Source organism: Thiomicrospira aerophila AL3 (genome assembly GCF_000227665.2).
Lineage (GTDB): Bacteria > Pseudomonadota > Gammaproteobacteria > Thiomicrospirales > Thiomicrospiraceae > Thiomicrospira > Thiomicrospira aerophila.
This window is the reverse complement of the sequence record NZ_CP007030.1, coordinates 1529550-1549029: the sequence shown is the minus strand read 5'-3', so window position 1 is coordinate 1549029 and position 19480 is coordinate 1529550. Positions and strand designations below refer to the sequence as shown.

The following is a 19480-nucleotide window of genomic DNA, read 5'->3' as shown; positions in this document are numbered from 1 at the left end:
CTTAATCCTTGTTTAGTGTCTGGGCTTTAGGTGATAGGTCCTGATAAACACGGTATTTAGCTTGCAGTTCTTCGACTTTACGCAGTAGGCCGTTATAAAACATCAAAGCGGGAATTGCCACGGCGATACCGGCAGCGGTCAATTTAAGTGCTAGGGCTAAACCGGTCATAATGACAGCGGTTTCTAGGCTGTCATTCATCCCAATTTCATAAAAGGTAATAAGGATGCCAATAACGGTTCCCAATAGGCCGACATAAGGTGCATTAGCGCCAATGGTGGAAAGGGTGGTCAGGTTTTTGGTGATATCGATGTTGAGAAGTTCAATATGTGGGTAGCTTTCAACATCAATCCGCTTAAACAAAAATAAGCGTTCAAATGTGATCCACAGTGCAATGAACATCATTAGACCGAGGATAGTGAAAAAAGTTAAATCTAAGTAAAGTTGGATGTTTTGCATGGTAAGACTTTAGTGAGCTATAAATAAGAACAAGTATGAAGATAAATAACTGTGCTGTCAATGATAATGAAAATGATTATTGGCAAATAGTTTACTTAACAACCGTTCAATTGTAGCTTGGTTTTTTCTCTTTAACTGGGTTAAACTTAACCCGTTAAACAGCAATAAAAAACACTAAAAAGAGGACAAATAATGAAGAGTAATATGAAGCGTCGCGACTTGTTTAAATCAGCGTTAGGCATTGGGGCGGGCCTTGCCAGTTTTTCAGTTTTAAAGCCGCTTTATGCCGCTGATGATTGGGAAGTTCGAGGACCGGATGTACCCAATATTCCCATCACCAAGGTTAATGAGCGTTGCTACTATTTTTTAGCGGTGGATCCTGAGCCGAGCCCAGCTAACTATGGTTTTTTTAGTAACCCCGGCTTTGTTGTGACATCTGAAGGGGTGTTGGTTGTGGACACGGGCGGTTCAGTTCAGATCGGTGAAATGTTGATCCGCCAAATTAAGACCGTCACCGATAAGCCTGTTACCAAGATTATTAACACCCATATTCATGGTGATCATTGGTTAGGTAACCACGCATTTATCGAAGCTTATCCAGATGTTGAAATTTACTCTCACCCTAATGTGATTGAGCAAGTAAAAGCAGGTGCCGGTGTAGTCTGGACGGGCTTTATGAGCCGCAATACTAATAACGCGACAGCTGGTACTGTGGTGACGCCTCCAACTAAAACCTTAGAAGGAGGTGAAACCATTAATATGGGTGATACCACCATTAAGATCCATTTTATGGGCCACGTGCATACTGATTCCGACTTAGCAGTTGAGGTTGTTGAAGAAAAAACACTTTTCATTGGCGATATGGCGATGAAGCGAGTAGCCAATATCTCTGATGGCACTTTCTTAGGTACCATTAAAGCGATGGAACAAATGGAAGCAATGGATATTGATGTCTTTATCCCGGGTCATGGTGACCATGAAGGTAAAGATTTGCCACGTTTACAGCGCGAATTCTTTGAAGTTATCTATTCAGAAGTTGAAAAGTACTATGATGAAGGCTTGTCGGACTTTGAGATTCGTCCAAAACTAGACGAGCATCCATTTATGGTTAATGAGGCTAAAAACTGGCCGGGCTATGACACGACTTTTGGCCGTTTTGTGAGCGAGGCCTATCAAGAGTTTGAACGTAACCTCTTCTAAAAAAAGCGGGCATGTCCCGCTTTTTTCCTTTCTTATTGCCATCAAATTGTTAGGTTATGCCAATAAATCTAACATGGCATCTAAGCCGCTATAGTTAAGCACACAGTTTGCTTGAGCTTGTACAGTAGGCTTAGCACGGAACGCGACACTCAGGCCTGCTGCTTTCATCATTAATAAGTCATTAGCGCCATCACCAATCGCAATGACTTGTTCTGGGGTAATGGCAAGTTGTTGACATAGTTCATGTAAAAAGTCGGCTTTAGCCTGGGCACCGACAATTGAACCGACTACTGAGCCGGTTAATACACCTTGTTCAATGGCGAGTTTATTGGCGCGGCTGAAGTCCAAACCAAGGCGTTGGGTCAGTCTTGAGGTGAAAAAATCAAAGCCACCTGATACCAGCGCAAATTTAATGTCACGGTTTTTTAAGCCCGTTATCCATGCTTCTGCGCCTGGGTTGAGAGTCAGTCGTTCATTGTAAACTCGGTCGAGTGCCTGTTCATCAAGTCCTGATAATAATGCAACGCGTTGAGTTAGCGATTGTTCAAAGTTTAATTCGCCACGCATTGCGGCCTCTGTAATAGCGGCTACATGGGGTTTGATATTGAACATATCGGCAATTTCATCAATGCATTCAATACTAATCAGCGTGGAGTCCATATCGCTAATGACGAGTTTTACTGCAGCGGGGTTAAAGTCTGCGGGCAGGTAGTTGAGGTCTAGCGCCAGTGTTTCTCTAAGTTGTATCAGTTTTGATGGGCTAAGGGTTTGCTCACTGACAATTCGCCAGTGATTGTGATGCGCGATGGGTTCGCCAACAGATTCACGTAGAGAGCTAAGTTGAGATTGGGTGAGTTCGTGGTGATGAATAACGAGCGTATGTGGGTTCATAGATAATCCTAGAAAATTAATCCTGTTCGCTGGCTTTAACAGCAATAATTTGGGTGTTAGCCATCATGTCGTGGAAAGTTTGATGGCGGTTATTGAAAAATAACCATAGCCAACCTAGTCCTAGAGTCGCTACTGAAATAAGGCTAAACAAAAATCTGACGTAAGAGTCGCGGCGCGTCAAGATATAACCATCCGTGCGAATAAGTTGCAGACGCCAAGTTCTGAGGCCGGGTGTTTGACCTGTTTGTAACCAAAAATAACTTAGGTAGATATAGGTTGTTCCAAGCAGGTACACCTGAAAGGCGAACAATGTAGCTGGACTGTTTTGAATGTTATCACCCTGCCAAAGCACAAATGGAATGGCCACAAAAAACCAAACAGCGAGGAGCAAGAGAAGGTCATATAAAAGCGCAAAAATAATTTTTGTTTTATGCATCTTACCAAGCCGGTTTATAAAAGCGTTATTATACGGATAAGAATAATTATATAAAGGACGGGCAATGAATTTACCAGATGGGTTACTCGGTATGGGTTGGGCTATTTTTGGCGGACTGGCTTACCTTGCTATGCTAGGCTGGGCCTTGCTGACGGCACCTTGGGCAAAGGTAAGGGGTGATATTGCGGCACAAAGTGTGTTTTTAGGAGCGGTGTTAGTCATCGTCGTGTTATGGCAGCTAAGTGCAAGCATTAACCCAGGTATCAGTTTTCATTTTCTGTTAATGACGGTCTTTACACTTATGTTTGGCCCGCAGTTTGCGATTCTTGCGATGTCTTTGGCATTATTGTTAGTCACCTTCAATGGTGATGCCGGTTGGACGATGTTTGGCTTAAACGCGTTGCTTATGGGCTGGATTCCAATCATGCTGACTTGGTGGTTTTACAAGTTAGCGTATCGTTTTTTAGACCGCAACTTTTTTGTGTATGTGTTTTTAAATGGATTTTTTGCAGCAGGCTTTGGGGCGCTTGTGGCATTAGTGTTAGCAGGCCTGGTTATGCTATACGGTGGGGCTTATACAGCGGATTATTTAGCTTATAACTTTTTCCCGTTTATTCCGTTAGTGGCCGCACCAGAAGCGTTTCTGAATGGCTTTATTATTGCCGCGTTAGTGGTGATGAAGCCTGAGTGGGTGGCTACATTTAGTGATGTAGATTATCTAAAGGGTAAGTGAGTAGTAGTGTGGTTACAAAAAAGCCAGCGGAAGCTGGCTTTTGAGGATGACGTGAAACTATATAATTAATCTCTATGCCAGCCTGGACGTAACTCAGCGCCATATTTTGATTGTTCAATTTGCGCGTTAGCAGATTTAACGGCTTCGCGAGCTAAGCGAACAGATTCTTGGCGTGCTTTTTCTGCTTCAGCTAGGTAATGATCAACATAAGGTAACTTCATGTTACGTTGTTGCCAAACGTTACCAAGTTCACGTGATTTAGCTTGTTTTTCTTGAGCTTCAGCAACAAGGGCTGCGTACTCATCCGTTGGCATAGCTTGATTGTGATTACAGGCAGCTAAGGTTAGGGTAGCAAGGACCGTTGCACCAACTAATAATTTTTTCATGAACTCCTCCAAAGGTTTTGAGCTTTTTTATTATGTGTCTAGGACATCTAGGATTGTAATAGAATCAACCAAAAAGCAAAAGTACGAAGCAACATTTTTTGTTAATTTCGTAGTTTGCTATAAGTTATTCAGTTTACCCCGTCGCTGTCAAACTTTATAATAAACGAAAAATTTCGATTATGTATCTTAAAACAAGGGTTAATTTGGGTTTTTTATTGCTAAGGCTATGAAAATTAAGTGAGTTTTGAAATTTTGACGTTCCGGACGTCTTAGCAATGAAAAATCTAATCGACCCATAAAGAATTTACAAGGTGGTGAAAAGTGAGAGTTTTACAAGAAGCGTTGACCTTCGACGATGTGTTATTAGTGCCAGCCCACTCCACGGTGCTACCAAAAGATGTGTCATTAAAAACCCAGTTAACCCGAAATATTACGCTTAATATTCCGTTTGTCTCTGCAGCGATGGATACCGTAACGGAAGCGCGTTTAGCGATTGCTTTAGCTCAAGAAGGCGGAATTGGTATTGTTCACAAGAATATGACTATTGCAGAGCAGGCCGCTGAGGTCAATAAGGTCAAAAAGTATGAGCATGGTGTTATCCTCGACCCCATTTGTGTTGAAGTGACCGCAACCGTTGCAGATGTATTAAGAATTACAGAACAAAACAACATCTCAAGTGTTCCTGTGATGGACAAAGGCCAGCTAGTAGGTCTAGTGACTGGCCGTGACTTGCGTTTTTTAACCGATTTTAGTTTGCCAATTCACAGTGTGATGACACCCAAAGAAAAGTTGGTGACGGTCCCTGAAAAGTTTGACCGCGAAAAAGTTCTCGATTTACTGCACGAGCACCGTATTGAGCGGGTATTGGTGGTAAACGACAACTTTGATCTGAAGGGCATGATTACAGTAACGGATATTTTGAAATCAAATGAGCACCCGTTGGCCTCTAAAGATTCAAATGGTCGTTTACGTGTGGGTGCCGCAGTAGGTACCGGTGCCGATACGGAAGAGCGCGTTAATGCCCTAATTAAGGCGGGAGTTGATGTGATTGTGGTTGACACTGCTCATGGTCATTCGCAGGGCGTATTAGACCGTGTGGCCTGGGTAAAACAGATGTTCCCAGAAGTGGATGTGATTGGCGGAAATATTGCGACCGCTGAAGCGGCGCTTGACCTGGTAAAAGCCGGTGCGGATGCAGTTAAAGTCGGTATTGGCCCTGGCTCCATTTGTACTACGCGAATTGTTGCTGGCGTGGGTGTACCACAAATTTCAGCTATTTCTAATGTCGCTAAAGCCTTGCAAGGTACTGGTGTGCCTTTGATTGCAGATGGTGGAATTCGTTTTTCAGGTGATGTGGCTAAGGCGCTTGTCGCGGGTGCTTCAGCGATTATGCTAGGAAGTATGTTCGCTGGCACAGAAGAGTCGCCTGGTGAAGTAGAGTACTTTCAAGGGCGTGCTTACAAAGCCTATCGTGGTATGGGTTCTTTGGGTGCGATGGCACAAAAACAAGGCTCCAGTGACCGCTATTTTCAGTCATCCAATGCCGAAGATAAGTTAGTGCCAGAAGGTATTGAGGGGCGTGTTCCTTATAAAGGTCCTTTGTCACCTATCATCCATCAGCTAGTCGGTGGTGTCCGCTCGAGCATGGGCTACACAGGGTGCAAAGATATCAAAGAAATGAACGAGAAGCCTTGGTTTGTTAGAGTAACCAATGCGGGGATGGTCGAAAGTCATGTGCATGATGTTATGATCACTAAAGAAGCACCTAACTACCGTATCTAATCTCACTCTTTATTAGCCGATCTGATGTTCTATCAGTTCGGCGTTACTTTTTATATTTGGAAGACCTATGACGCAGCACTCTATTCACGACCACCGTATTCTTATTCTTGATTTTGGTTCGCAATATACCCAGTTGATTGCACGACGTATTCGTGAAATTGGGGTTTATTGTGAGATTGAACCCTGGGATGTCGATCCGCAGTTTATTCAGGATTTTGGTGCTAAGGGGATTATTTTATCGGGTGGCCCCGAAACCGTTATTGGTGATGATGCGCCTAAAGCACCAGGCCTGGTATTTGAATTAGATGTGCCTTTATTGGGTATTTGTTATGGCATGCAGACCATGGCGCAGCAGCTCGGTGGTCAGGTGATTCATGCTGATGAGCATGAATATGGTTATGCTCAAGTTCGTGCCCATGGTCACACCGAACTGTTTCGTGATATCGAAGACCATGTCAATGCCCAAGGTCATGGTTTGTTGGACGTTTGGATGTCGCATGGTGATCGTGTTGACCAAATGCCGGATGGTTTTAAATTAATGGCTAGCACTGAGAGCTGTCCTGTCGCTGGTATGGCCGATGAAGCAAGACGTTTTTATGGCATTCAGTTTCATCCTGAAGTGACCCACACCAAGCAAGGCTTGCGGATTCTAGACCGCTTTGTGTCGCAGATTTGTGGGTGTGAAAAGCTTTGGACCACGGCCAATATTGTCGAAGATTCGATTGGGCGTATTCGTGAGCAGGTCGGCAGTGATGACGTGTTGCTTGGTTTGTCAGGCGGGGTTGATTCTTCAGTGGTGGCGGCTTTGTTACACAAGGCGATTGGTGATCAGCTCACCTGTGTATTTGTTGACCATGGTTTATTGCGTCACCAAGAAGGTGATCAGGTGATGGCGATGTTTGCGCAAAACATGGGGGTGAAAGTCATCCGAGTTGATGCCGAAAAACGCTTTATGGATAAACTGGCCGGTGAGGCCGACCCGGAAAAGAAACGCAAAATTATTGGTCATACTTTTATTGAAGTGTTTGATGAGGAGTCGTCAAAGTTAACCAACGTTAAATGGTTGGCGCAAGGCACAATTTATCCTGATGTGATTGAGTCGGCGGGTTCTAAAACCGGCAAGGCGAAGGTCATTAAGTCGCACCACAATGTCGGTGGTTTACCCGAAGATATGGAGCTTAAGCTGCTGGAACCCTTGCGAGAGTTGTTTAAGGATGAGGTGCGTAAGCTGGGTGTGGAATTAGGCTTGCCTGCCGATATGGTTTATCGTCATCCTTTCCCAGGACCAGGCCTGGGGGTGCGTATTTTGGGTGAAGTGAAAAAAGAATATGCCGATATTTTGCGTCTGGCCGACCATATTTTTATCGAAGAACTGCGTAAAGCCGATTTGTACGACAAAACCTCGCAAGCCTTTACCGTGTTTTTGCCGGTCAAGTCGGTGGGAGTCGTTGGTGATGCGCGTCGTTATGATTATGTAGTCAGTTTGCGTGCAGTTGAAACCATTGACTTTATGACCGCACGTTGGGCACACTTGCCCTATGAATTTCTTGAAAAAGTGTCGAATCGGATTATTAATGAAATCCCGCGTATCTCGCGGGTGACCTATGATATTTCGAGTAAGCCGCCTGCTACGATTGAATGGGAGTAGGGCTTCACAATCCGCAGGACTTGGTGGGGCTTGCCTGCCCACCAGGCCTGGTTCAGGCAGAGCAGGATGTGTTTTGGATGCAGCAAGCCCTGGCACTGGCCGATTATGCTCAACAACAGGGCGAAGTGCCTGTTGGTGCGTTGGCTGTGCTGGATCAGCAGTGTGTGGGCCTGGGTTTTAATCAGTCTATTTTGACTCATGATCCCACCGCGCATGCCGAAATTGTGGCGTTGCGTCACGCAGGGATAACCTTCCAAAACTATCGATTGCCTGGTGTTACTTTTTATGTCACGCTTGAACCTTGTGCTATGTGTGCTACCGCATTGGTTCATGCCAGAATCGCCCGCTTGGTTTATGGCGCAACGGATCCTAAATCGGGTGCAGTCGGCTCTCGAATTAATCTAGCCGCAAGTGATTTTCTTAATCATCAATATCAAGTGGTCAATGGTGTTTGCGCAGAGCAGGCTTCCGCTCTGCTATCCAATTTTTTTAAGCAACGTCGTGCGCTCAAGAAATTAAAATAATGTTTCTTCAGTCAATAAATATACTAGAATTATAAGTAACACTAATTTGCCTATATGCTTAGATTGGCTAATATAAGATGAAAAAATAAATTATGCAGAAAAGTATTGATCCAGCAGAAGGTATTGCGACAATTAAAATTTTACCTGGCGAGTTTTATGTCACTCAACAGCAAGAGAGAATAGAAACCGTTCTAGGGTCCTGTATTGCAGCATGTGTCCATGATCCTGTGGCCAAAATTGGTGGTATGAATCATTTCATGTTGCCAATGGATAAATCTTCCGCGAACCGGAACTTTGAATTATCTGATGCTAATCGGTACGGCAACTATGCCATGGAGAATATGGTTAACACCCTGTTGCGTAGTGGTGCTAAACGTGAACGTTTAGAGTTCAAAGTGTTTGGTGGTGGCCGTATTATGAGTTCGATGACCAATATCGGTTGGTATAACATTGGGTTCGTTTTTGATTATATTTACACTGAAGGCTTTAAGGTGATTTCGCAGGACATTGGTGATGTGTTCCCGCGCAAAGTCATATTTTACCCTGCTGATGGTCGGGTTCGAGTGCGTAGATTAAATCCAATGCACAATGAGTCGTTGTTTGAGCAGGAAAATCAATATGTTAAAACAATTGATAAAAAGCCAGTTGAGGGTGACGTGGAGTTATTTTAACTTCGCATTTTACAGATTGTTTGTTAGCATTGTGTCGATAACTATATAGGAAACATACCATGGATATGATGGAAGTTTTTCGTCAAACCTACTTAGAAGAGAGTTTTGAAGGTTTGCAGGTCATGGAAACAGGCCTGCTTGAGTTGCCTGAAGGTCGACCTGATGCCGAAAAAATAAACGAGATTTTTCGTGCAGCGCATTCTATAAAAGGTGGTAGTGGCACGTTTGGTTTCTCTGAAATTGCGGGCTTCACCCACGTGCTCGAAACCTTGTTAGACGAAATGCGCGATTATAAGCGGGATGTAACTCAGCAAGCCGTTAGGATAATGCTTGATGCTGTCGATATTTTGAGAGACATGTTGACCAAGCTTCAGCACCATGAGCCAATTGATCAAGAACGATCTGACCATGTCCAAGCCCAAATGGAAGCATTACTCGCTGGCGAGCAAGCAGCGAATCCAACGCCTTCATCAATTAGTTCCTCATCTGAGCCCAGTTTAGTCAACCAAGATACGGACAGTGTCAGGTTGTGGCATATCGTTATGCATCCTGAACGACATTTATTGCAAACGGGAAACGAGCCATTACGTATTTTTAGAGAGCTCCAGACGCTGGGGAATCTTGATGTATCAGTTGATACTGAAGAGTTGGTTGCCTGGGAGGACTATAATCCTGAAGAAGTTTACCTTAAGTGGAATCTAATGTTGTCAGGTGAGATTTCTGAAGATGCCATTAATGAAGTGTTTGAATGGATTGATGGTGATGGTGCACACATTCAGGTTATGCCTATAAAAGCAGCGGGTAAAAATGATGCCCCAGCAGAAAATACTGTGGCAGCTAAAACGATGGAAATTCAACCTGCGGACTCGGTTTCTGCACCTGCTTCAGTGGCAAAGACGGCTAGTGTTGAAAAGAAAGTCGATACCAAAGCGAGTGCAGATTTGCAAAAGAAATCCGCTCAGGCGGATGGGTCAATTCGCGTTAACCTCAACAAGATTGATCAAATGGTGAATTTAGTGGGTGAGCTAGTCATCACTCAATCCATGCTGAGCCAGTTTGGTGAGCAGGCCGAACAAAACCCTGACTCAACTGAGTGGGTTGATAAGCTAAAAGAAGGCTTATCTCATTTGGAACGTCATACTCGCGAACTTCAAGAAAGCGTGATGAATATACGGATGTTACCGGTGAGCTTTGCTTTTAATCGTATGCCTCGAATCGTTCATGATGTGAGCCAAAAACTCGGTAAAACAATTGAGTTGGTGATGGAGGGTGAAAATACTGAGCTGGATAAAACCATGCTAGAACAGTTAACTGATCCGTTGGTTCATATTGTTCGCAACTCCATTGATCATGGCATTGAGTCGCCAGAGAAGCGTCTTGCTGCTGGCAAGCCAGAAAAAGGCACGGTTAAAATGGCTGCTTTCCATCAAGGGGGTAATATTGTTATTCAAATAACCGATGATGGTGCCGGTATTAATACAGATCGCGTCCACCAAAAAGCAATCGAGAAGGGCGTCATAGAAGCGGATGCGAATTTGTCACATGATGAAATAGTGGATTTAATTTTCCATCCTGGTTTTTCGACCGCAGAAGTTGTGAGTGATGTCTCTGGCCGCGGTGTTGGAATGGACGTTGTCAGACGAAATATTCGCGGATTAGGTGGTTCAGTTGAAGTGCATTCAGAGTCTGGTCGCGGCAGTATCTTTACGATTCGCCTACCCTTAACCCTAGCTATTCTGGATGGCCAGTTAGCATCTGTCGGGGCTCAGACTTATGTATTCCCATTGGTCTCAATTGTGGAGTCTATTCAGGTTGATTCTAGCCTAGTGAAAGGCATTGCGGGCCAAACAGAACTCTATAAGCTTAGAGATCAATATATTCCTGTTATACGTCTCCATTCATTATTTGGTGTTGACAATGCTCAAAGTGACTTAAGTAAAGGCCTATTGGTCGTTGTTGAAGAGGGTGGCAAGCGAGCGGGCTTGTTTGTGGACGATTTGATGGGGCAGCAACAAGTTGTTATTAAAAGCCTAGAAAATAACTTCATGAAAATATTTGGTGTTGCCGGCGCCACTATTCTTGGTGACGGTAAAGTTGCGCTTATTATTGACGTGGCTGGTGTGGTTTCTTCACATAAAACACCATCAAAAGACAAAACGATCTCAGCCAATAAACGCGTAGCTTAATTTAGGAAAACTATGAATAATGCAGCAACCTACCCTTATGCACTGGGTGCGAAAGAGGTACAAGAAACAATATTAGTGTTAAATTTATCGATTGCTCAAATTGAGCTGTCAATAACCGAAGGAGATCATTCGGTTAATGCGTTAATTGACACCTTCCGCTTTATGACTCAGCACATTGAAGAAATTCAATCTGTGTCTAATATGCTAAAGCCAGTTTTAGAAGAGCATGATGAGTTTGCTAGCCACTATTCATTGCTAAAAGCTCAAGCAGTTGAATTGGCTGATAAAATGCAGCAGGCTATTATTGCTTTCCAGTTTTATGACAAGTTATCTCAGCGGCTTCAGCATGTATCAGGCGGATTGTCTGGGCTGGCTGAAATTGTTTCACATGAAATGCGAGTTAAGGATGAAGCGGAATGGCACGCATTTAAGCAAGCCGTGCGCAAGGGTACCTCTATGCGAGAAGAGGAAGAGCTGTTCGAGCTAATTTTTGATCAGCAAAAATCTACCCATGATGCCATAGCCATTATGCGTCAGCGTATGGCACAACGTCTTGCAACCAAACAAGAACAAACGCCTGAGGATGATATTGAGTTATTTTAAATTTTGATGTCCGTCATTATTTGAAAAAGCCGCATTGCGGCTTTTTTTGTTTTTACTATTGAAAAATCTTTGGTAAGCCCCATAACACAGGCACGATTCATTCATTAAGGGTACAAGTGATGCAAAAAGAAACTCATGTTTTTCAAACTGAAGTCAAACAATTACTGCAGCTAATGATCCATGCACTTTATAGTAATAAAGAAATTTTTCTGCGCGAGTTAGTATCGAATGCATCTGATGCGCTGGATAAATTGCGCTTTGAAATGGTGTCAAATGATCAATTAAGTGAAGGGGAGTCTGCGCTTAAAATTCAACTTGAATTTGATGAGCAGGCGAAAACCATCACCTTGCGAGATAATGGTATTGGCATGACCCGCGACGAGGTGATCGAAAATATTGGTACCATCGCTAATTCAGGCACGAAAAAATTTCTTGAAAAACTCACTGGCGATCAAGCTAAAGACAGTCGTCTGATTGGGCAGTTTGGGGTGGGTTTTTATTCTGCGTTTATTGTCGCTGACCAGGTGACCTTAAGAACACGCAAAGCAGGCCTGGCAGCTGATCAGGGTGTGGAGTGGCAATCGTCTGGTGATGGCGAGTTTACGCTGGAAACGATCGCTAAACCCACTAAAGGTACAGAGATTATTCTGCATCTTAAAGAAGGCATGGATGAGTTTTTATCGGCTTACAGACTAAAAAATATAATTACTACCTATTCTGACCATATTAGCTTTCCAATTGAAATGCTAGAAGAACAGGCTGTTAAACAAGATGCAGTGGAGCAGGATGGCGAAAATAAGGATTCTGATAAATCTAAAATGGAGCTCGTCTGGAAGCAAATAAACAAAGCGACGGCCCTATGGACACAACCCAAGTCTGAGATCAGTGATGAAGATTACGCCAACTTTTATCAAACCCTCTCTCATGATTTTGAAAAGCCATTGGCGACCTTGCATAACAAAGTAGAAGGAACTTTAGAATACACCTCGTTGTTATACATTCCAACCAAAGCCCCCTTTGATCTTTATGACCGGGACCGTCGCTATGGTTTAAAGCTCTATGTGAAGCGTGTGTTTATAATGGATGACGCCGAACATTTAATGCCTAATTATTTGCGTTTTGTTCGCGGGGTCATTGACTCGAATGATCTGCCTTTGAACGTATCGCGTGAAATTCTGCAAAGTAATCATGTCGTCGATAAGATTCGTTCGGCCTCGGTTAAGCGTATTCTTGATCATCTGGTAAAACTGGCTAAGGATGAGGATGCATCAGTTTACCAAGGTTTTTGGAATACCTTTGGTCAAGTAATGAAAGAGGGTATTATTGAAGATTATGCTAATCGTGACAAACTCGCTGGTTTAATGCGATTTAGTTCAACCCACAATCAAGATGCGAAACAAACAGTGAGCTTAGCCGATTATGTGGGTCGTATGAAGGAAGGTCAGCAAGCCATTTATTATTTGATTGCTGACAGTCATGCCGCGGCATTAGGTAGTCCTCATCTCGAAGGCTTGCGTAAAAAAGGTATTGAAGTCTTGTTATTGTCCGATCGTATTGATGAATGGTTGGTTGCGCATCTTACTGAATTTGAAGGCAAGTCATTAAAGTCCATTAATCAAGGGGACATTGCCGAGTTGGCAGACGAGGCTCCTGAAGTGACCGAAGAAGAGCAACAGGCGCGGACGAGTCTGGTAGAAAAGCTCCAACAAGCATTAGGTGACAAGGTGGCTGAGGTTAAAGTTACCCACCGCTTAACTGATTCGCCTGCCTGTGTGGTAGCGCAAGAGGGTGCGATGACGCCGCATATGATGCGTTTAATGGAACAAATGGGGCAGACACTGCCAAAGTCACTACCTGTGCTAGAAATTAATCCAAATCACCCGTTATTACAAAAGGTGGCGATCTTGGATGAACAAGCGGCTATTGAACCCTGGGCATTGTTTTTGTTAGAGCAGGCACAACTTGCTGATGGTGATAACCTAGCCGAGCCCGCTGCATTTATTAAGCGTGTTAATCAGTTACTGGCCAGTGTGTAAATAGGTATATTGGTAGGATTGCGCCATAAATGTGGTGCAAAAAAGAATTAACGGTTGTTAATATAAGTAAAGGTTGATATTAAAGTTTTTTTTGAGTAGTATTAAAACCGTTGTTTACAACAACTCCTCTTAAAGAGCTTTAATTGTCTTTATGGCAAAACCCAAGTTGACCGACTTGGGTTTTTTTTGCTCGCAACTAGTTTGCCGCTGTTGTAATGAAATGGATTTCGAATATTAAAGTTTCGTTTGGGCCAATCATGCTACCAGCACCCTGCAAGCCGTAAGCAAGATCACTGGGGATAAAAACTTGCCATTTGGCACCGGGCTGCATCAATTGAATCACCTCTTGCCAGCCAGGAATAACATTAGCAAGCGCAAACTGAATCGGGATGCCTCGGTTGTAAGAGCTGTCAAACTCGGTACCATCAATTAATTCACCTCGATAATGCGCAATAATGACATCATCTGTGGTTGGGTTTGCGCCTTCACCTTCTTCAATAACGCGATATTGTAAGCCGCTAGGCAAGGTTACTATGCCTTCTTGTTGCACATTCTCAGCTAAAAAAGCTTGACCTTTGGCTAGATTCTGTTCGGCTAGTGCCTGGAGTTCTGCATTGCGGCTGAGTTCTAATTCTTCTTGAAAACGGGTTAAAGCAGACTGCATTTGTTCTGGGCTCAATTTAAGGTTTTGTGCAGTAAGGCTGTCGCGCAAACCGAGCAAAAAAGCATCCGTATCAAGGTTAATGCCTTGCATCTGAAGGTTATTAGCTAAATCAACACCGACAGCATAACTCGCTTGTTCAAGCGTTGAGCTGAGCGGACTGGCTTGGATAGCGTGATGGGATGTGGCCAAACTCAGGCCGATAATACAACTCCCAATAAGCTTTTGTTTAAAACGCATGCTTGTTATTCCTTATGGATTAAATTGTTGTGGATTTCGATAAAAATAATCGCGCCTAATGGGTGATTCAGTTAATGCTTGAGTTAACTCATCGAGTTTTTTTTCTATTTGTTGCAAACGTAGGGAAAGCTGGCGGTGTTGTTCGTTATCTTTTTGGTTTAAATCGACAATCTGTTTATTAATTTGCGCAACAGCGTCATTGAGTCGCTGTAATCTGTCTTGGTGGCTTTGTTGTTGCCGAGTGATAGGCGTCAGGTCGAGTTCGACAGGTTTAGCCGCAGCAGTGGGTTGCGCGGGTGCAGGTCTTTCAAGCAGTTTTTTGATTTGATTTAAGTCATCTTTGAGCTTTTGGTGCTGAAGATCTTGTTGGTTTAGTTGTGTTATGACTTCTCTGAACGATGTTTCGAGTTGGTTGCGGTTTTCAAAGACAAGTGCGGTTAAGTCATCCATGCGACTTAATGATACAGAACTTAAATCTATGGGTGCCGGACTGGTCAAGTTAGACGTAGCAATCTGCGTTTGTTGGGTCGATAAAGATTGTTGAACCTCTGCAAGTTGTTGGTTAAGGTTGCTAGTCAAAAAATTGTATTGTTGATGTTGCTGGTGTATCTGGTAGGTTAACCAACCAAAAGCACCCAAGCCTATCATAAGAGTGGCAAGGCCAATAATAAACAACCCAGTGACCATCCGATTTGATTGCGTGATGTTCGTTTCAAGTTGACGCTGCTGTTGGCGCTGCTGGTGAAGTTGATTTTTAAACTCTTGCAGTTGTTCTGATTGTTGTTGGGCCAGATGTAATGAGAACTCCGTCGTTTGCTGTGTGGTTTTGATACCATCCTGCAGCAATTGTGTCGTTTCATTATAGATTTGATCTAGATCAGCGTTTCGCATCATAGTGGTCATACCTTGAGCTGGTTATTTTGATGTCGGATGCCAGTTTGGTGCGGCTTGTTTACGCAACTTGGCAAAGTAGTGTTGATGAATGTCTTGCTGATGTTTGAGTGCGGCAAGTGTTTCTGCGAGTTCATTAATCATGTCGTTTTCATCGCTGCTAGGGTGCTGGGCTTTATTGAGCTTTTCAAAATCTTCAACGATGTGTTCAGTATCCAAATTTTGTTCAATTGAATTTATGTCATCGAGCAATACATCTTCTAGATTAAAAAAATCGTCACTGAGTTCATCGGCGACTGCTTCCACAGCGGCTTGCTCATCAGCGGAATCGAAAAGTTTTAGGTAATCTTGATCGACCATCTATTAATTTGAACCTTAAGTATCGTTATTTTGGCTTAATTAAAGCACATTTAACCCAGTTTTGTCATAGAAAGCTCGCGGTATTAATTAAATGAACCGTTTGATTATTGGCAGGATGTTCAAAATGAAGCTCACTGGCATGGAGTAATAATCTTGATACGGCCTGTTGGGCTGGTTGGTCAGCATAGAGTGTATCGCCTAGAATAGGGTGGCCCAGCATTTTCATGTGTAATCGAAGTTGATGAGAGCGTCCAGTGATCGGAAAAAGTGCGACACTAAATTGCGCTTCTTTTTGTGCAATAACCTGCCAGCGTGTTTGAGCATAACGCCCCTGAACAAAATCAATGCATTGACGTGGACGATTAGCCCAGTCACAGCGCATTGGTAGTTGGATCGTGCCGGCTGGTTGTTCAAGTCTGCCTGCGCATACCGCCTGATAGACTTTGCTCGTTTGACGGTTCTGAAACGCCATACTCATAAAACGGTGGGACGCTTTCGTTTTTGCGAGCAACAGGATTCCCGAGGTGTCCATATCTAAACGATGAATCGTAAGCAGGCCGGCATGCTGGCTTGGAAAATAATCCTGCACGCAAGGGGTTGGATTAGGGGGTTTGCCAGGCACAGATAAAATGCCACTCGGCTTATTGATAGCGAGCAGACAATCGTCTTCGTAGATAATCCATTGGCTAAAGTGATTAGGGCTAGACATGTGTTTGTGTAGATAATTAAAAAGGCTATTCTAACCCTTGTTGTAAGGTTAAGCAGCTTTGTTGTGGTGATTTAAGCTTTAGCAGGCCTGCTGAATGCGTTTAATTAAGAGAGTTGATGGGCTACAATTTGAATCTAACTTATGATCTATAGGAATTCAAATGGAACAGGCTAAACAAGTTGGGGTGTTATTTATCTGCATGGGCAATATATGCAGATCTCCCACGGCGCATGCGGTATTTAGAAAACAAGTCAAAGAAGCAGGCTTGGTAGACAAAATTAACATTGATTCTGCCGGTACACATGCCTATCACATTGGTAATCCCCCTGACTCAAGGTCGATAGAAACGGCAGCTAATCGTGATATTCTCATGGCAGATTTACGTGCACGCAAAGTTGAGTTTAGTGATTTTTATGAGTTTGATTATTTATTAGTGATGGATGATCATAATCATCAGCTAGTGACTGAACTGGGGCCGCGAGAAGAGCTGCATCGGGTTAGTTATTTATTAGATTTTGCACCGGAAGTAGGGCGTAAAGATGTGCCCGATCCCTATTATGGCGGACCGCAAGGATTTGAACAGGTCTTTGATATGGTTGAGATTGCCTGTGCTAATTTACTCGCGCATATTCGGCAGCAGCAGGGCTGGTAAGACTTCTGCGCGGCTGAATGATTGTTGGTTAATAAAGCACCAACGAACGCTAAAAACAAAAACCCCCATTTTCAACTAGATTGAAAATGGGGGTTTAAATGTATCTATACAGGCTTGAAGTTTAAACTTCTACCGCCATGTTTTTAACACCACCCGATTTTTGGTTGTGGTCGCTAATTTTTTCTTTATGTTTGATGATTTGACGATCTAATTTGTCAATCAACCCATCAATTGACGCATACATATCTTGTGTTTCATTTTGTGCAAATAAATCTTGACCAGAAACATGAACGGTTGCTTCAGCTTTTTGATTTTGTTTTTCAACCGTTAAGATCACATGAACATTGGTAACATGATCAAAGTGACGCTCAAGCTTAGCTAGTTTTTCATTAACATAGTCGCGTAACGCATCGGTTAGTTCTACATGGTGACCTGTGATATTGATTTGCATTGATAGTCTCCTTATGCAAAGTTATTTTTTCTTTATGGCCCAGTTTGATTATAGCACATGGCTATTTTGCGCGAATTTTATGTTTGTGCTTTTCCATTACTAGAGTGAAAAATCGTCGCCTAAATAGACCTGACGTACCTTGGGATCGGCTAAGATTTCACTAGGTTCACCTGCTGCTAGAATATGGCCAGCATGAAGTATATAGGCATAGTCACACACCCCAAGCGTTTCGCGCACGTTGTGATCGGTAATAAGAATACCTATTTGCTTGTTTTTTAAGTGATTAATAATCGCTTGTATATCTTTCACGGAAATAGGGTCAACGCCCGCAAAGGGTTCATCTAACAAAATGAATTTTGGTTCCATGGCAAGTGCTCGAGCAATTTCTACACGCCGTCTTTCACCCCCCGATAGGGCCTGGCCTAATTGTTTAACAATATGGTGGATGTTGAGGTCGGTGAGTAATTCTGCCAATTTTGCTTCACGTGCCTGCTGGCTGAGGTCAGGGCGCATTTCTAGAATGGCCATAATATTGTCATAGACCGATAGTTTGCGAAAAATAGACGCCTCTTGCGGTAAGTAACCAATGCCGAGTTTAGCGCGCTGGTCAATTGCTAGGTTACTAATATCTTGTTCATCAAGGAAGATCTGGCCAGCATTGTGTGGCACCAGGCCTGTCATCATGTAGAAAGTGGTGGTTTTTCCTGCCCCATTGGGGCCCAGTAAGCCCACCACTTGGCCACTGTGAACATCGAGATCCACTGATTCAACGACGCGATATTTTTTATAGCTTTTAGCAAGGTTACGAGCATAAAAGTGGGCCATTAGTCTTGCGTTCCTGGCGTAAAAATCATTTCGACTCGTCCGGGTGATGTGTCAGCTGATTCGGTGTTGGAAGATCCTGTCGCTTGTAAGGTCATGGTGGTTAAATCAACAATGATAAGCCCTGCTTGGATAGATTGGGTTTGGCCACGATCTACAAATGCATTCCCTATTAGATGGGCTATTTCTTGATTAGCATAGTAAACAATCCGGTCGGCATGACCTTTTACGGGGCCTTGTTCTGGGTCATTCATCTCAAAATAGGCTGGTTGTCCATCTGTCACAATACGATCAATAAGGCGTTGTGGATGATAGACCACAAGCGTATCGCCTTTTAAGAGTAAATGGCCTTGTCGAGCAACCACTTCTCCCTGGTAGTGACTTTCACCTTGTTGATCATAAGTATCTAATTGATTAGCTTGAATCGTGATAGGTTGCTGGCTGTTCGTTTGTGCATTTACTGAAGCCATGCTAAAAATACTTAAAATCCCCATCACACTAATTAGCAATAGGGTTGAGTAGCGCCCAAGTAATAGCAGCTGATTAGGGTGTCTGAGCGGATTCATAATAGGTGTTCACTTCGTTTTTGATGGTCAGGTGATCAAGAGATAGATTATAAACATAACCGCGACCGGTTTGGCGAAGTGTTGCGCGATCAAATGCTATGGCGCCATCACCGTAAATGCGTTCATGTTCGGTATCGTAATAGAGTTCTTCGGTCTGAAGCTGCCAAGGCTCATCTTGGTTTGATGGTGTATTGACCAGGTTGACATCGCCTGTAAGGCGGAGATTGTTATTGATGACAGCACCAAAATTGGCCCAACCTATGTAGGTTTCATCACGTGCTTGTTGATGGCTAAAGCGTATAAAAATAGGCGCTTCCAAATAAATGATGTCGTTAGTTTGGTAGCTTAGCGTGCTGATCAGTTGTTGGCTAATTTGGGGCTGATCTTTTTCCAAGGACCAGGTTTGGCTGGACTGCATTCGCCACTCTTGTTGGTCACTAAGTGTAACCGCAAGGCTAGGAACCGGTGGATGAGATAGTTGTGGGTTGATAACAAAAATCAGCAGGCCTGCTAATACAAGAATCAATACCGCTGATAAAAATCCCTTGGTTAATCGGCTTGGACGCAGTGTCATG

General features: G+C 43.4%; 22 protein-coding genes. 10 read left to right on the top strand and 12 right to left on the bottom strand.

The window, feature by feature from the left end; genetic code table 11:
* Position 1 precedes the first annotated feature (1 nt).
* A complete protein-coding gene (exbB, locus tag THIAE_RS07590) occupies positions 2–457 on the bottom strand; it encodes a TonB-system energizer ExbB (protein ID WP_006460635.1) in 456 nt (151 codons plus the stop codon).
* 192 nt (positions 458–649) lie between these two features.
* Here exbB and THIAE_RS07585 point away from each other — a divergent pair, with 192 nt between their 5' ends.
* Positions 650–1657, top strand: a complete 1008-nt coding sequence (locus THIAE_RS07585) for an MBL fold metallo-hydrolase (protein ID WP_006460634.1) — start codon at positions 650–652, stop codon at positions 1655–1657.
* Positions 1658–1711: 54 nt separating this feature from the next.
* Here THIAE_RS07585 and serB read toward each other — a convergent pair whose 3' ends face one another.
* Together serB and THIAE_RS07575 are read right to left on the bottom strand one after the other, a co-directional pair.
* Complete coding sequence (gene serB, locus THIAE_RS07580) at positions 1712–2548, bottom strand: phosphoserine phosphatase SerB (RefSeq protein WP_006460633.1); 837 nt, start codon at positions 2546–2548, stop codon at positions 1712–1714.
* 16 nt (positions 2549–2564) lie between these two features.
* Positions 2565–2984 (bottom strand): RDD family protein, encoded by a 420-nt coding sequence (locus THIAE_RS07575; protein WP_006460632.1) that lies wholly within the window; start codon positions 2982–2984, stop codon positions 2565–2567.
* A gap of 64 nt (positions 2985–3048) precedes the next feature.
* Here THIAE_RS07575 and THIAE_RS07570 point away from each other — a divergent pair, with 64 nt between their 5' ends.
* Positions 3049–3717 (top strand): energy-coupling factor ABC transporter permease, encoded by a 669-nt coding sequence (locus tag THIAE_RS07570; protein WP_006460631.1) that lies wholly within the window; start codon positions 3049–3051, stop codon positions 3715–3717.
* 65 nt (positions 3718–3782) lie between these two features.
* On the opposite strand, the gene THIAE_RS07565 is transcribed toward THIAE_RS07570, so the two are convergent.
* The gene (locus THIAE_RS07565) at positions 3783–4103 is read right to left on the bottom strand and encodes a hypothetical protein (protein WP_006460630.1); all 321 of its coding nucleotides are present in this window, start codon (positions 4101–4103) and stop codon (positions 3783–3785) included.
* Between the two features lie 321 nt (positions 4104–4424).
* Between THIAE_RS07565 and guaB the strand changes: the two genes are divergently transcribed.
* From guaB to htpG, 7 genes are all read left to right on the top strand, one after another.
* Positions 4425–5885, top strand: coding sequence for an IMP dehydrogenase (gene guaB, locus THIAE_RS07560; RefSeq protein ID WP_006460629.1), 1461 nt, complete (start codon positions 4425–4427; stop codon positions 5883–5885).
* A 67-nt stretch (positions 5886–5952) separates the two neighbouring features.
* Positions 5953–7533, top strand: coding sequence for a glutamine-hydrolyzing GMP synthase (guaA, locus tag THIAE_RS07555; protein WP_006460628.1), 1581 nt, complete (start codon positions 5953–5955; stop codon positions 7531–7533).
* A complete protein-coding gene (gene tadA / locus THIAE_RS07550; RefSeq protein WP_006460627.1) occupies positions 7524–8057 on the top strand; it encodes a tRNA adenosine(34) deaminase TadA in 534 nt (177 codons plus the stop codon). The genes guaA and tadA overlap by 10 nt, the downstream gene beginning before the upstream one ends.
* A gap of 92 nt (positions 8058–8149) precedes the next feature.
* On the top strand, positions 8150–8728 hold the full coding sequence (gene cheD, locus THIAE_RS07545; protein WP_006460626.1) for a chemoreceptor glutamine deamidase CheD: 579 nt from the start codon (positions 8150–8152) through the stop codon (positions 8726–8728).
* Positions 8729–8787: 59 nt separating this feature from the next.
* On the top strand, positions 8788–10914 hold the full coding sequence (locus THIAE_RS07540) for a chemotaxis protein CheA (protein ID WP_006460625.1): 2127 nt from the start codon (positions 8788–8790) through the stop codon (positions 10912–10914).
* A 12-nt stretch (positions 10915–10926) separates the two neighbouring features.
* Positions 10927–11517, top strand: coding sequence for a hypothetical protein (locus tag THIAE_RS07535; protein ID WP_006460624.1), 591 nt, complete (start codon positions 10927–10929; stop codon positions 11515–11517).
* A gap of 119 nt (positions 11518–11636) precedes the next feature.
* Positions 11637–13553, top strand: coding sequence for a molecular chaperone HtpG (htpG, locus tag THIAE_RS07530; RefSeq protein ID WP_006460623.1), 1917 nt, complete (start codon positions 11637–11639; stop codon positions 13551–13553).
* Between the two features lie 196 nt (positions 13554–13749).
* Here the strand turns inward: htpG and THIAE_RS07525 are convergent, their stop codons facing one another.
* The 4 genes from THIAE_RS07525 to THIAE_RS07510 form a co-directional block, all read right to left on the bottom strand.
* Complete coding sequence (locus tag THIAE_RS07525; protein WP_006460622.1) at positions 13750–14454, bottom strand: FKBP-type peptidyl-prolyl cis-trans isomerase N-terminal domain-containing protein; 705 nt, start codon at positions 14452–14454, stop codon at positions 13750–13752.
* Positions 14455–14466: 12 nt separating this feature from the next.
* Positions 14467–15348 carry a hypothetical protein gene (locus tag THIAE_RS07520; protein WP_006460621.1) on the bottom strand — a complete coding sequence of 294 codons (882 nt, stop codon included), beginning with the start codon at positions 15346–15348 and terminating at the stop codon, positions 14467–14469.
* Between the two features lie 21 nt (positions 15349–15369).
* Complete coding sequence (locus THIAE_RS07515; RefSeq protein WP_006460620.1) at positions 15370–15705, bottom strand: hypothetical protein; 336 nt, start codon at positions 15703–15705, stop codon at positions 15370–15372.
* A 64-nt stretch (positions 15706–15769) separates the two neighbouring features.
* Positions 15770–16414: an RluA family pseudouridine synthase gene (locus THIAE_RS07510; protein ID WP_006460619.1), complete on the bottom strand. Its 645-nt coding sequence runs from the start codon at positions 16412–16414 to the stop codon at positions 15770–15772.
* A gap of 160 nt (positions 16415–16574) precedes the next feature.
* Here THIAE_RS07510 and THIAE_RS07505 point away from each other — a divergent pair, with 160 nt between their 5' ends.
* The gene (locus THIAE_RS07505; RefSeq protein ID WP_006460618.1) at positions 16575–17066 is read left to right on the top strand and encodes a low molecular weight protein-tyrosine-phosphatase; all 492 of its coding nucleotides are present in this window, start codon (positions 16575–16577) and stop codon (positions 17064–17066) included.
* Between the two features lie 121 nt (positions 17067–17187).
* Here the strand turns inward: THIAE_RS07505 and hpf are convergent, their stop codons facing one another.
* From hpf to lptC, 4 genes are all read right to left on the bottom strand, one after another.
* Positions 17188–17517, bottom strand: a complete 330-nt coding sequence (gene hpf / locus THIAE_RS07500) for a ribosome hibernation promoting factor (protein ID WP_006460617.1) — start codon at positions 17515–17517, stop codon at positions 17188–17190.
* A gap of 99 nt (positions 17518–17616) precedes the next feature.
* Complete coding sequence (gene lptB, locus THIAE_RS07495) at positions 17617–18342, bottom strand: LPS export ABC transporter ATP-binding protein (protein ID WP_006460616.1); 726 nt, start codon at positions 18340–18342, stop codon at positions 17617–17619.
* Complete coding sequence (gene lptA, locus THIAE_RS07490; RefSeq protein ID WP_006460615.1) at positions 18342–18905, bottom strand: lipopolysaccharide transport periplasmic protein LptA; 564 nt, start codon at positions 18903–18905, stop codon at positions 18342–18344. The genes lptB and lptA overlap by 1 nt, the downstream gene beginning before the upstream one ends.
* On the bottom strand, positions 18883–19479 hold the full coding sequence (gene lptC, locus THIAE_RS07485; RefSeq protein WP_006460614.1) for an LPS export ABC transporter periplasmic protein LptC: 597 nt from the start codon (positions 19477–19479) through the stop codon (positions 18883–18885). The genes lptA and lptC overlap by 23 nt, the downstream gene beginning before the upstream one ends.
* Between the last annotated feature and the right edge of the window lies 1 nt (position 19480).